At 51.6% G+C, this 12,899-nt stretch carries 9 protein-coding genes; 3 read left to right on the top strand and 6 right to left on the bottom strand.

From position 1 onward, the window contains the following. Positions 1–177: 177 nt before the first annotated feature. The 4 genes from DKB71_RS11905 to DKB71_RS11890 form a co-directional block, all read right to left on the bottom strand. On the bottom strand, positions 178–942 hold the full coding sequence (locus tag DKB71_RS11905; RefSeq protein ID WP_408600511.1) for an HNH endonuclease: 765 nt from the start codon (positions 940–942) through the stop codon (positions 178–180). A gap of 86 nt (positions 943–1,028) precedes the next feature. Then, complete coding sequence (locus DKB71_RS11900) at positions 1,029–2,567, bottom strand: AAA family ATPase (RefSeq protein WP_408600510.1); 1,539 nt, start codon at positions 2,565–2,567, stop codon at positions 1,029–1,031. A gap of 214 nt (positions 2,568–2,781) precedes the next feature. Continuing rightward, positions 2,782–4,452, bottom strand: a complete 1,671-nt coding sequence (locus tag DKB71_RS11895; protein ID WP_408600509.1) for a UvrD-helicase domain-containing protein — start codon at positions 4,450–4,452, stop codon at positions 2,782–2,784. Next, positions 4,449–6,401, bottom strand: a complete 1,953-nt coding sequence (locus DKB71_RS11890; RefSeq protein WP_408600508.1) for an ATP-dependent nuclease — start codon at positions 6,399–6,401, stop codon at positions 4,449–4,451. The genes DKB71_RS11895 and DKB71_RS11890 overlap by 4 nt, the downstream gene beginning before the upstream one ends. Before the next feature lie 234 nt (positions 6,402–6,635). Here DKB71_RS11890 and DKB71_RS11885 point away from each other — a divergent pair, with 234 nt between their 5' ends. Further along, on the top strand, positions 6,636–7,277 hold the full coding sequence (locus tag DKB71_RS11885) for a hypothetical protein (protein ID WP_408600507.1): 642 nt from the start codon (positions 6,636–6,638) through the stop codon (positions 7,275–7,277). Further along, complete coding sequence (locus tag DKB71_RS11880; protein ID WP_408600506.1) at positions 7,274–8,488, top strand: XRE family transcriptional regulator; 1,215 nt, start codon at positions 7,274–7,276, stop codon at positions 8,486–8,488. The genes DKB71_RS11885 and DKB71_RS11880 overlap by 4 nt, the downstream gene beginning before the upstream one ends. 286 nt (positions 8,489–8,774) lie before the next feature. On the opposite strand, the gene DKB71_RS11875 is transcribed toward DKB71_RS11880, so the two are convergent. Further along, the gene (locus tag DKB71_RS11875) at positions 8,775–11,546 is read right to left on the bottom strand and encodes a UvrD-helicase domain-containing protein (protein ID WP_408600505.1); all 2,772 of its coding nucleotides are present in this window, start codon (positions 11,544–11,546) and stop codon (positions 8,775–8,777) included. A 294-nt stretch (positions 11,547–11,840) separates the two neighbouring features. Between DKB71_RS11875 and DKB71_RS11870 the strand changes: the two genes are divergently transcribed. Then, a complete protein-coding gene (locus tag DKB71_RS11870) occupies positions 11,841–12,245 on the top strand; it encodes a helix-turn-helix domain-containing protein (RefSeq protein WP_408600503.1) in 405 nt (134 codons plus the stop codon). A 92-nt stretch (positions 12,246–12,337) separates the two neighbouring features. Here DKB71_RS11870 and DKB71_RS11865 read toward each other — a convergent pair whose 3' ends face one another. Beyond that, the gene (locus DKB71_RS11865) at positions 12,338–12,691 is read right to left on the bottom strand and encodes a hypothetical protein (RefSeq protein WP_408600502.1); all 354 of its coding nucleotides are present in this window, start codon (positions 12,689–12,691) and stop codon (positions 12,338–12,340) included. Between the last annotated feature and the right edge of the window lie 208 nt (positions 12,692–12,899).

The raw sequence follows: 12,899 nt of genomic DNA, 5'->3' as shown, positions 1-12,899 counted from the left end.
GTTGTTCCGCACGGCCCCACACACCAATCGGATGCCAAGCATTCGTCATTTCGAATCGCTTGCCAATACGCGCAAAAATCCATCCAGCTCTTAGAATTTTTGAATCACCTTCAAGCGCGACTACCTCAAAATGCTAAAAAACGTTAGCTGAGGAACACGATGAAGTAACGCGTCAAATTAGAATACGATTGAGCAGAAACGATGGTCGGTAGAAAGCGCTTGATACATCACCTTTTTCCAGTGATTTGGAAACAGTCGTGCGCTCGCCACAGAGTTTAAAAATTGCGCAAACTCCTGAGGACTTAAGTCAGCTAAAAAGCCACGCCTTTGATCGATAAGCACACCCAGCTCCTCTCCTGCTTGAATAGCATAACGCTTACCTAAGTCGAATTCAGAAAAGTGATTTATTGCACGACTCGCATCTACTTGCGGCCATGCCTGAGGAACGCTAGTAAAAAAACGAATGTAACATGGATCTGTATACACGACCTCTGCCGAAACCCATTGCTCTAAAAAGAATCGGTCTGAATCTAAATAAGGATGGATGGGTTGGCCAGCAGCATCCTGAGCCAAGCCGTTACTCTTTCCGGTATTGCAATCTCTACACGACGGAATCAGATTTTGAGGATTCACGGAATACTGTGGGTAGTGAGACTTCGGCAAATAATGGTCAAGGCTTTGGGGCCTGCCAATCCCTCCGCAGTATGGACACTTCTCATTAGCCGCAGTTAATATCCGATCGTAATAGTCTCGACCAGGATGGCGCTGAACCATACTGTAATCATAGAGATTGATAAGCTCACTCTTTAATAACGTTCCAAACACGACAGGATCATCTCCTCTTGCAGCTAAGAGCGGAGGGATGGAAAAGAGCGTACCTAAGAATGCATGGTTTTGATATGCAACTGCTGCCGCCTCAATCTCGCCTGATGAGTCGAGCATTCGCTGCCTGATGAGGGGCTGTACTATAGAGTTTGCGCAGTGGGTGAAAGACTGTAGACCAGTCACTGCGGGGGGATTAATGCGATTCAATTTCCACTCCGTGAATCTCGATACGCAACCATCGCACGCAATATTGCTTGAGCCTCAAAACCCAATTGATAACTAAACTCAGACATTATCTGGTCGAACGTCCCGCCATTTTGTACTGAGGCATCAAGAAGACTATGAAATCCTGACTTACGCACTTCCAAGCCGAACACTTCGCGGGTTAATACACCAACATTTTCTCCAAATGTTTGAATTTCCGGGCGTTTTGCATCTAATACTAATCTAGATCTATTTATTTTCCATGCACATAAGGTTGGAATTTCCTGCAACACTACGGGTGAGTGCGTTGCAATTATAGCCACTCCATTTCTGTCATAAAGAAGCTCACTTAGCGCTCTTAAAAAAGCAGAAAGCAGCGGTGGATGAAGGTGGCTTTCCGGTTCATCCAATAAGACTAAGGTTTTCTCTTCGACCATCGCAACGAGCTTGGTAATTGTAAGCAATACCACGGCGTGACCAGAGCTCATTCGAGACATCAATACCGCAGCCGTACTTTGGGCATCCGCCCTACTCAGCTCTAATAAAGATGGCAGACTCATGTCTGAGAAATTCTCATCTGACTCAAGAGCAGTTATCGCTTTATGCCAGCGACTTTTCTTCCTCGGATCACTCATACACAAGCCCAACGCACTTATGTATTCTGCCTGAAGTTGACGCAAACTTTTAAGTTCGGAATTACTCGAGGATAGTGTTTTGAGCCCTATATAGTAATAGCAGGTTCCCAACGATGGATCAGACTGCTCGGGAGGAGGCTCAAAGGGATCAAACGCACTAAAAGAAACTGATATTAAACTGCTAAAATATTCCGCACTGATGGGTGTCTGCATGCCTGCCCATCCGTTTGTTACAAAAAAGCCCTCCCCCTCCGGAAGCCCACCAGTAACTGCCTGAACCATACCGTTAAGAATGGTTGTTTTACCTACACCATTCCTTCCGATAATAGAATGTATATTTGTACTGGGCTTAGAATCCGACTCTACTTCAAAACTTAACTCTACACCTGCTACTCGCTCAGCTGGAAGTCTGCGATATAAGAATGAGAAATTTGTCCTTACTACTCCGCCATGGAGCACCCTAGTAAATTGTTCCTTGATGGTGCTTATGCTCACTCCTCGTAGTAGCGAGGTACCAAATACGTCCTCTGGAGCTGCTTGTTCAAGTCGATTTGTATTGGCCACCACATCTCTCAGCCCACTCAAGAAACTATTACATGTCTCTGGACTAATATCCTTGGCTAGCTTTTTATAATAATCAACGTCCGTACCAAGCGAAAAGAAACCCTCAGGAAGGGTATCAAAGCGCCGGGGGAGCATTGAATGAGTGCTCTGCGAGGTTGTTTGCCCTACAAAACCAATTTTTACATTACCGAGGTCATGACGCGCACCATTTTCATCACACAATGTGACATAAAACATGGTCACGTATGAGTAATCATTCCAGTTATCAACGCCTAAATAGGCGATATTACGCCCTTCTGAGGGTGTTCGATCAGACCTACCAATCAGCAAGAAATCCATATCTGCATCCGTATTAATTAAGGGTTAGCAGCAACTGGAAGCTGTTTTTTGCCCAGTGCCTCGATTCATGGTTATCAGCGTATACATCCGTGTGATACCGCGCCACGCCATAGTCTCACTCTGGTGCGATGGCGGGTGCAGAGCCTTTAATAAACAGCATCTATCGCTACGGTAAGGGCTACCACTTCCATATACCGAAAACTTTTGCGGCCCATCATGATTCAGCCGTTTGCCAGGACTCGATATAGCCGAGAAACTCGCCGTGTGGATTCCGGCTGGTACGCCAACTTGGGATGTCGGCAAGCTTATCTCTGGCTTTGGCTGTAGTGACCACGAGCCGCCTTTTGGCACGAGAAATCCCGACGAAGAAAGTGCAGCGCACTTCATGGGTATCGTTACCCCAATAAGCCTCCCTCTCCACACCTAGAAGCACAACCGAGTCGAACTCAAGGCCTTTGCTTTTGTGGACAGTCAGGATTCGTATGGACTGATCATCAGTCAGCTGCGAAAGGGCCTTACACAAGTCTGGTTCCTGCTCCAACGACGTATCGATGTGTTTTTTGACATCTCGGATGATTTCCTTAAGGCGATCTCGTGACTCGTAATCATGGGAAAGCCCAGTCAGCAGGGTGACCCCCACCATGCCAAGGAACTCCTTCAACAGGCGCCACCTCTGTGCATAGTTCTTGGCGGCGAGATCTTCGGCGGCAGATTTGCGTGCCTCCTTGATAAACCTGTTCCAGTCACTTCGAACGACACCGCCATGTTCGTCGTCATCGACCGGAATGATCCGTCGCAACAACCTTGTCCATGCTTTCGGCTCACGCGATCCGTAGAGGCATAACAGGAAGTCAACGACCACTAAGGCAATGGGTTCCGTAGTAATATCTTGCAACTGGTTCTCATTGCGGTGTGCGATACCCAGTGCATCCAGCTCAGAGGTTAAGCGAGCTGTGTGGGCCTCGGGGTAATTCCTAACCAACACGGCGATTTGGGATGGTGCAACCCCTTCAATATTGATCCAAGTATCGATCTGATCCGCAAGAGATATGGCCTCCTCTGTGCAGTCGCTGAATTCCTGAAGCAGGATTTCACCACCTTCCCCGCCTAACAGTTCCTCAGGCATCTCGGATCCGGGATCGAGGACTTTTATGACGTCGTTCTGCAACCTTAACAGCTGGGGCAGCGACCGGAAGTTGCGGTAAATGTTGAGATGATCTGCTGCAAAATCTGCGGCGAACTTCCCGAACACCCCATCGAGCGCGCCGGCCCACCCCATTATCTTCTGCTTCACATCCCCGACCGCCGTTACGCGACGTCTCGTACCTACAAAGATCTTGCTGACCAGTGCGTACTGCTCGTCCGTACAATCCTGGAACTCATCAAGAAACACGTCACTGTATGTTTGCCTGATAGCAGTCGCCGCCATTGGATAGGCGCCTAGGATTTTCAGGGCCAGAGGGATGAGAAGGCCAAACTCCGTCTGAGCAGGGTGTGCTTTCCCCTTGGTTACAACGCGAAAGCCGGCGTCGAGCGCATCATCGCCGGAGAGAACGGGGCGAAATCTTTCGATGATCCGTTTGGCGAAACCATGGAATGTATAGCTGTCGAATCGACTAGCGTAATCGGGCCCGCATCGCCTCCACACGCGCTCTTTGAGGTTATTGCTCGCATCCACCTTGAAAGCGATAGCCAGGATCCGCTTCGGGTAACGACATGCCCCCGTGGTCAGCAAGAAATCCGCACGCTGTGCAAGCAGTTCAGATTTGCCAGCACCTGGGCCGGCGGTCAATGCCACGCACCGCTTGACCTCCCTAACTGCCTTCTCCGCGTTGGGCTCTAAATCGATGCCTTCAGACGGTCTCCAATCATCAGGAGAGATCATTCCGAAAGGCCCTCAACCTTGGCCATGACGAAATCCGCCAACCGACCCAACGACTCCGGCATAGCGGCCAGTAACTGCGCATCCGTGAGCTTGGAGAGTGCTTCGATATGCGACTTGGGCTTGCTGTCGAGCTTGAAAAGCTTGTGGTATGCGATGAAGTGCTTGCGCTCCTTCAGTGAGTACTGCTTGGAATCGAAGTGGCTATCGCCAAGCACAGATTTTACCTGAGCAAGTTTAGGCGCAACCAAGCCGTCGGAGGACAAATCGTATGCCTCCGGAAATGCCTTGAGCATCGAGAAATCCAGATCCATCGGCGATGAGAAAAATACGCCCAGTGGCTCAAGATTGGCTATGTAAGACTTATACTTAGGGTCTTTTTCAACTTTCAAAATTTTGTAAGTAGGGTTATTCCATACAGGTAGTTTCTTGAGCTGATCATCGGTGAGATAAACATCGTTTGGACGGTGCTTCTTCATCTCTGTAGCCACGTACTTAACCCGCCCCCATCCCCCACCGTAACGCGCCACATCCAAGTCTAAAAGCGTGACGTAAGGGATGTTCAGGCCACTGAGCAGTCTCCAGAAGTGGTTGATGTGGCGCCCTCCTAACGGCGCAACAGTTACAGCGGCCTCATCAACCAAAAGCCCCTTCGCGGCAAGCAACCGAGGCAAGACTATTTCCTCACTGTCACCCTCGCCGAGGATCACCAACCGCGAGAAATAAACTTCGGGATAGGCCTGCACGGCCTCTCTCACAAATTTGTATGCCTCCTCTCTCTTAGGCGGCATTTTGATCTTCGTCACGACTGTGCAGCGCGCTTCGTTCAACCGGAGATACCTGATGGACGCAGGATCAACCCGGCGAAGCATCGAAGGCGCATGAGTCGCAATGAGTGCCTGAGCATCTACATACTGGGGATCGCCTACCAACGCCTTGAGCGATGATACAATCCGTCCCAGGTAGTGGGGTGACAGGCTGTTTTCCGGTTCCTCCAGAGCAATGATCGTGAACACAGCAGGCCTGAGTTTTTCAAGATCAAAGGAGTCATCCTTGCCATCCAGCGCGGCACGTCCAACAGCTTGGGAAGACAAGACCAGCGAAAGGTAGAGCATAGATTTCTGCCCATCACTGAGTCTTGAGAAATCAACCAACTGCTCACCATGGCCAGGTGAGAAAGACACTGAAAGATGGCGCAACAGCGACTCGATTTCGTTGGCCACGAACGTCACGCTAGGCTGCGTGAAAAACTGCCCTTTGTGTAGTTCCTTCCACGTTCGCGACAGACCAGCACTGAGACTTAGCACCGATTCGTTCGAAGTCAGACTCTCAGAGATACCATCAGTGAGTTGCTGGATCGTCTCGCGCTGCTCTGACCAATTTACGGCCCGTAACAAACGACCCAATAAAGCATTCGCACCGTATGCAATGTGATCAGCAGGATCGCGCCGCGCGGGAAGGTAGTGAACCTGGATAAAGGTTCGTTCGTCCCGTGGCACAGGTGCAGTATCGACGGGATCGTCATCCTCGTTTACATCCAGGACGTAAACAAGGCTCTGCTCAATCTCATCATCAATACCAATCGATGCATCCAGGCGGTACCTCACACGCGGAGTACCATCCGGGTCATCCAGACGCATATGTCCAAAATGAGTGGGGATAGTCGAGTGTTCATTCTCGTCGTCACCAAGCTCAGGAAACGTAAACTCAGCCTCAATCCAGAGCGTTCGCTTCTCTGGAACCTCTGTCTCATCATGAGGAACGGAGAAATCCGATTTTCGTAAACGTCGCTGATTGGGATCAAACGAGAAAAGTCGGCAAAGTGCCTGAAGGGTCGCAGTCTTGCCAGATCCGTTGGGCCCGATCAGAAAAGTAAGATCAGATAAATCAACAGTGACAGGGTCGACACCAAACGACTGAAAACCACAGATACGTACGAACTGGAGCTTCAAGATTGAATCCTTTCCAAGTGGCAACCATCGTTGAAGGATACCAAATTGCCATCAAGCGGGGTGCTTTTGGCCTATGAAGGTGAACCAGCCAAGCGCTCGCAAGGATAGTGAGAGCCATTCTTACGGATGTGGAGAGGGGAAGGCCAAGCCTTATGAACGATACCTCCTCAAAAACCATTTACACGAAACTTTTCAAGGCTATAATCCCGCTATACGAAACCAGAGCGCCTCTCTATGATCCAAACCCGCCAAGTCTCCATTCCCGAATTGCTGATCCAAAATGTTCCACGGAACCTAATCATGGGTGCCGAGGATGCCCTTGAAGTGGGCGCGCTCCGCGCCTATCTGGCTACAAAAGACATGGACAAAAATCATCGGAAGAATGCGCTAGGACAGATGCGGGCTTTCCATATGAACGAGTCGTTTGAGGAGGCGTTACGCGCCGCCGATGCTGTTCATATTCCCCTCAAAGGCAATGGCGTCGTAGTGGGCCAGGCCGGCATCTTCAAGTTTGGTCGAGTGAACATGTCCTCGACGCTGTGGAACAACATCCGTCGCGGCGCCATACGCCGGCAACTTGCGGAAGCAAACCAAGCGATGACTCAGCTTGTCCAGCCGTCGCTTTTTGCTCCGGAACCTATTACCACTGGCACGTTCTTTTTCGTTGCGTGCTTCAGCGGTTCATTGACCAGCCACCCTGAAGTGCCTGTGGAAATTCACATCGCAGTGCCGGACGCAGAGATGAAGGGCTGGCTTTTTCGTGAGTCGCTGAGCAAGTTCCTGACTCGCTACGATGAAGCTCCACAGCAAGTCGACTTGGCGAAGCCAAAGCTCAAAACAGGTCTACTCGAAACAGGACAAGATACAAAATCATGAGTCGTGGAATTACAGGGTTTGAGCCGGAGCGGCTTTTACAGGCGCTTGCGGCTCGCGGACTTTCTCAAGTCGCACTGGCAAGCATGGTTGGGGTATCCCCCGCCACAGTGAGCAAGTGGAAGAGCGGCCAGCAGTCTCCCGAGGCCGAGGCCTTGGCCAACCTCTCTAAAGTCATCAACGTGACTCCGGAGTGGTTCACCCGGCCCATACCAGAGAAGTGCTCACTTCCCCTATTCCGAAGCAATGCGTCGGCGCATGCCAATGCGCGAACAATGCTGGAAGCACGTCTCGAATGGGCTCAGGACATTGCACTGGCGTTGGGCGAGTTTGTGGACTTTCCGGAAGTGAACCTGCCCAAGCGCACGTTTACGGATCCTGACCAAATTACCAACGCCGATATTGAAGAAGCTGCTGATGAGTGCCGCGAACTTTGGGGCCTCGGTCGACGTGCGATACCTGACCTGGCTATGGCGATTGAAGGCGCTGGCGTGATCTTGGTGCGCGAAGAAACAGGCGTCGCGACAATTGAAGGATTGTCGGCTTGGAGTCAGGTATTGAGCCGTCCGCTCGTTCTGCTTTCAGCAGACAAGCAAAATGGCTTCCGCAGCCGCTTCGACCTGGCTCATGAACTGGGCCACCTGATTTTGCATAAGGGTATCGAGAGATCGACTGACCCTGTACGGCACAAAATCATGGAAGACCAAGCGCACCGTTTCGCAGGAGCCTTCTTGCTCCCTGCCGAGACGTTCGCCGCCGAAGTCAGAAGTCCGGTTACTTTGGACAGCCTCTTGCTGCTCAAGCAGCGCTGGGGCGTTTCTGTGGCAGCGATGGTCATGCGGCTATGGGCATTGAGGGTGATCGATGACGACGCCAAGAGCCTACTCTTCAAGCGTCGCTCAGCTCGCTGGGGCGTGAAGGCAGAGCCCGGTGACGATGGGCGTGCACCTGAGCAAACGCGTCTGCTCAGACGTACAATCGAGCTACTAGCCTCTTCTGGTGTCTTGCCAGTTAACGCGGTCTCTACCTACATCGGTTTATCAGACACTGACATCGAAATGCTCACAGGCTTACCGATGCGCTACCTCAGTGGCAACGCTGAAGTGGTACACCTGGCCAAACTGAAGAGCGCCAGTAGTCCAGTTTCCGTTGATCTGACTAACAACGACATTTCGGCAGTCGGTGTGGTGGTTCCGTTCAATCGTAGAAAATGATTGGTATTGATTGAGTGTGATAGATGGTGGCGATCTAAGCACGGCCCTAAAAAACGAAGCCCCGGAGGTTCGCGGCTCCAGGGCTTCTATTTTCGCCTCCATCCCTTAATGGTTTGACGAACGTGGCCAAGACATTACCAGCGTCGCTTTGGTATTTCACTACGACTTTGGATAACCGTGCTCGATCAGCGAGGTGCACGGCGCGGCCGAGGGTTGGCCAGTCACCAATAACACGATGGTGAAAGTACGAACGGGGTGACGACCATCACTTGTAGGCCAATCAACCTCAAAGCCTGCGACGCTGGAAGGCACTCCGCTTTGATTGGGAAGACGTACTTTGTCTTGGTTTGAATTTGCATCGTGGAAAATTTGAACAGGACTTGAAGTCTCCATATTTTCCAGTGCGCTCCACGATGACTCCAACCTTGCACACCGGGCATCGATCCTCCTGGACAGCCTCGCCCTTGATACTGGTGATTGTCACTGCCCCATCCTTCACCAATTCATCCAGGAATGGCGAACACCGTCCATACACGGTGAACATAGCGACTGATCGACGGGCCCGAGTCAGTGCTACATAGAACAGACGACGCTCCTCGCCATGCTTGAAGGTGTCCCCTTCAGGCATGACCAGACCAAACACTGGATCATCGCCTTTGAGGTTTGGGAAACCCTTAGCCACCATTCCTGGAAGGATCACGTAGTCAGCTTGATCACCCTTGGATGTATGGATTGATTTGAACCGCACCTCCAACCGATCGCCGTACCGATGCCCCCATCCTTCAGGGATGTATTGCCGGTCGTTTTTGTAACGACCTAAAACAAAAACAGTGATCTTCCCATTGCGATTTTGCGGCACAGAGCCATCGACGAGGCCTGTAGATAACGTCTCAAGATACTGACCAATTGCGTCACGTACCTCGCCCTGAGTTGACACCTGGTACGCCTGGAGAGCTGAGCCAATTGCGGGTGTCACTGAAACAACATTCTTCCTCAGTTGTGCGGGATTCTTGGACACAAAACGACTTGAGGCGTCGCAAATCGCCTGCGGACAACGAAACGTTGTTTCTAAATGCAGAACCTGGCCATGCCCATACCACTCACGAAAGCCTGTCATGACAGAGACGTCAGCGCCGGCGAAGCGATTGATTGACTGCCAGTCGTCCCCTACCGCGAAAAGGAACCGATGCGGCGCGGCCACCAATGCTCGGCACAGACGAGCGCGGGCGCGCGAGGCATCTTGGTATTCATCGGCCATGACAAGCTGATAAGGAGATTTGTGCCCACGCTCGAGGTGTTCCGCAGCCAGATTGATCATGTCTTCAAAATCGATGCCCCGCTCCATCTGCAATGCCCTATCCCATGCCCTGATGACTGGAATTGCGAGCTCTAAAAACATCTGGTAGCGGTACTTGAAAGCGTTCACTGGGAGGGCATTGAGGCGCTCATACAACGTCTTTTCGTTGAGGCTATTGCTCTTGAAGTGAGTGATGAACGATCGGAGCACCTTTATGAGCTCCATGTGCTCCATCGGCGGCAATCCCGATTTAGGGAGGGGGCGATCAGGGTTAGGGTCTAGGACAATCCCACGCGAAGTGAGCTCAAACTTGAGATGATCGAATATCTGGCTTGAGTTCAACTGGTGAGACGTGGTCTCCATCAGCTGGGTGCCCTTAGATTTGTGAAGCGATCGCTTCCAGTTGGCACTTTCTAGGTAGCCTTCGAAATGGGCCGGTGCCTGACCGTGAGCATCGAAGGCAAAGTGCTCGTGGTATAGATTGATCTTCGGGTAGTAAAAGTCAGGGAAATATTGTCTGCGCTCTGCGGTAGCCGTGTCGTGCTCGTATGGCCTCTCGTAGGCATACTCCACGCCGTTGTAGAACAGCCAGTTGGCGATCACACGTTCTTCTTGGCTTGCCACAAGGTCGCCATTCAGACTGACCAGGCGCGCATTCCCTTCGTTATCATAAGCCTCAAACAGATCTGCAATCGGTATTGAAGAATGATCGCGGCCAAAGACTAGGCGAAAGAGATCCCAATTGGTACGGAAGGCCCCTGATTGATCCTTCAGTACATCAATCAATTCCGCCAGCTTTTCGAGCCCAGGGAGCGTTTCGCAAGCCCAGTCCGGCACATGTGGCTTCTTCCCTGTTGCGTCTCCAATAATAGTCAGGCCCAGAGAGTGGAAGGTCATCGCGTTGATTGCGATGTTTTCCTTTCCCAAGCGAACAAGCGACTCAGCAACGCGAGCTTTCAGCTCAGTGGCAGCGTGCTTGTTAAACGCCAACATGATGATAGCGGCAGGAGCGACCAGCTCTCGGTGAACCGCGTAGATTGCTTTGGCCACCATGGTCGAAGTCTTTCCGGATCCAGCCGATGCAATAACCTGAACACGATTGTCGAAACAAAGGACTGCACGGGCTTGTTCATCGGTGAGCGGCCTGCTTTCGACCTTCTGTAACAAGGTCGCGCATGCTTCGAGCTCGCGCTCCAAATGCAGCTTATTGCGCGCATCCCACCGCTCTGACCAATTTGATGCCCAGTCGTCTAGATGGGACTTCACTCGGAAAGATCTACTTCCCAGTAGTGACTGAACCTCAGGAAGGGCGAAAAGCGTACCTAACGTTGCGTCATTAACACCCAACGATGCCCTAGATTCCAATAACACCTGCTGCAGGTCGTGAGTGAGCCAACGACACTCAGCATCTACGGTTTTTATCGCACAAGCGACCTCCTCAAGCCACTGGGTCACTTTCGCGTAGTACGCTTCGAACTGTCGTTGATGCTTGAGTTGTTCCAGGTGGATAAACGCCTGGCTCAGGGTTGGCTGTTCAGAGTTGGAAAGGCCCTCTAGCCTGAGCTTATGCCCGACGAACACCGTCACATTCGTCCAGACCAGACCACGTTTAATTCCGCCTCTGGCGAAATTTTCAGCCGTGAGAGGATAAATCCGATCGCCGATACGAAGTATTAACCGGTCGCCCTCGAGGGTCAGCTGCCACGGCTTCGAGCGTGTCAGTAGTCGTCCTAACCAAGATGGCTTCCATTGCGTTGTCATACTGGTGATCACGGTCTAAAAGAAGCCAGCTTACCAGAGCCCAAATCCTTGCAGTAACCGGCTACCAATTCGCCCTTTAGCTCAAGCAAAAAAGCTCCGATTAAGAGGCCTTGATCTCCGCATAGGGTCGATGACAGTTTCGGTCTGAGCCCAGGGCAGAGACAAGTGTGTATTGCTTAACGAATGGAGGGGGCAAGGTGGCCAGTAGCGTGGAATACAGCGATACCGTGATAGGCTTCCATTCTTTTAGAATGGCTCTCTCCAACGCATCGACGCTCAAAGGGACTGGCTCTTATGTCGCTCAAAAATGCATTTGCTGCTGTGCTTAAAGCGATGCGCGCTGGCAAAGGACTGACGCAGAGAAACCTTGCCGAAGTCAGCAGTCGAACATATGTCTCGAAATTGGAGCGAGCCCAGTCGAGCCCCACCCTAGAGATGATCACTGCTTTGAGTGGCCCACTCAGTGTGAATCCTCTCACTCTCGTGGCCATTACTCTCTGCGCTGAGTCAGGGCAGTCCGTTAACGCGTTGCTGAGTCGTACCCAGGAAGAACTGGCGGATCTAGCCCACGTGGGAGTTCTCAAAAGCCTGGCGATTTCGACGGGTGATGAGTTGGTTTTGCCACGCCCCCATTCTAAGCCCGCAAGTCATCGCTCAACTACGAAGTCCCAGCAAGTCGAATTCTGCTTTTCTGAATAGACGCTCCCATTGCCCTTCAGTCTGGACGTGACAAAACAGACATACATCGATCGTACGCACAGCTGCTCGCACCAGGCGAGCACTCCTTGGTCTCAGATGCCTAAATGGTGCTCAAGCCGAAAACCTCGTAGATCTCGAGTAAGTTTGTCCAAAGGCATCAGAAGCAAAAGACCCGTTGCGATGTGCTGGCTATAGCACGACAAGAGCGCGACCTTTTCGGGATGTTGGTCGAAATCGGGGAGCGCCAAGTCGGTTTCGACCAAGGCGTTCTTCAACAACTGAAGCTTTTCGTCCCCCAGCCATTCTCGGCTGAGGTACTCGACGTTACTACGCACCTTCGGCGGCCCATAGCTGAGGAGAAGGTCTACTAACGCTTGTTGAAGCGCAGCAGCCCCAAGATGTGACTTGGCTACTTCCCAAAGCCTACCTTCTTGCGCCAGATCCAAGCGCCAATGAAACCTACCTCTGACTGTCATTATTGGCCATTCGCCTCTTCCTGTACGTCGCCTGCTCTCTGGGCCATGCGGCGTCACTGATAGTAGTACCCACGAAAAACAAATCCCGGAGGCTCTAGGGCCCCAACCTGGTTTTGACTTTTCGAGTGGCTTGAAAAGCTAGCCGCGACTCACGTCGCGAACAAACGATCTGTCCTTC

This window comes from Pseudomonas sp. PLMAX, assembly GCF_046042685.1.
In the GTDB taxonomy this organism is placed as follows: domain Bacteria; phylum Pseudomonadota; class Gammaproteobacteria; order Pseudomonadales; family Pseudomonadaceae; genus Aquipseudomonas; species Aquipseudomonas putida_AE.
The sequence above is the reverse complement of the archived record's forward strand: the minus strand, read 5'-3'. Positions and strand labels throughout refer to the sequence as shown.

Bases quoted from the DNA above. Each gene is read 5' to 3' on its own strand.
- DKB71_RS11905 (WP_408600511.1), bottom strand. From the start codon at position 942: ATGCTCGACTCATCAGGCGAGATTGAGGCGGCAGCAGTTGCATATCAA.
- DKB71_RS11900 (WP_408600510.1), bottom strand. From the start codon at position 2,567: ATGGATTTCTTGCTGATTGGTAGGTCTGATCGAACACCCTCAGAAGGG.
- DKB71_RS11895 (WP_408600509.1), bottom strand. From the start codon at position 4,452: ATGATCTCTCCTGATGATTGGAGACCGTCTGAAGGCATCGATTTAGAG.
- DKB71_RS11885 (WP_408600507.1), top strand. From the start codon at position 6,636: ATGATCCAAACCCGCCAAGTCTCCATTCCCGAATTGCTGATCCAAAAT.
- DKB71_RS11880 (WP_408600506.1), top strand. From the start codon at position 7,274: ATGAGTCGTGGAATTACAGGGTTTGAGCCGGAGCGGCTTTTACAGGCG.
- DKB71_RS11875 (WP_408600505.1), bottom strand. From the start codon at position 11,546: ATGACAACGCAATGGAAGCCATCTTGGTTAGGACGACTACTGACACGC.
- DKB71_RS11870 (WP_408600503.1), top strand. From the start codon at position 11,841: ATGTCGCTCAAAAATGCATTTGCTGCTGTGCTTAAAGCGATGCGCGCT.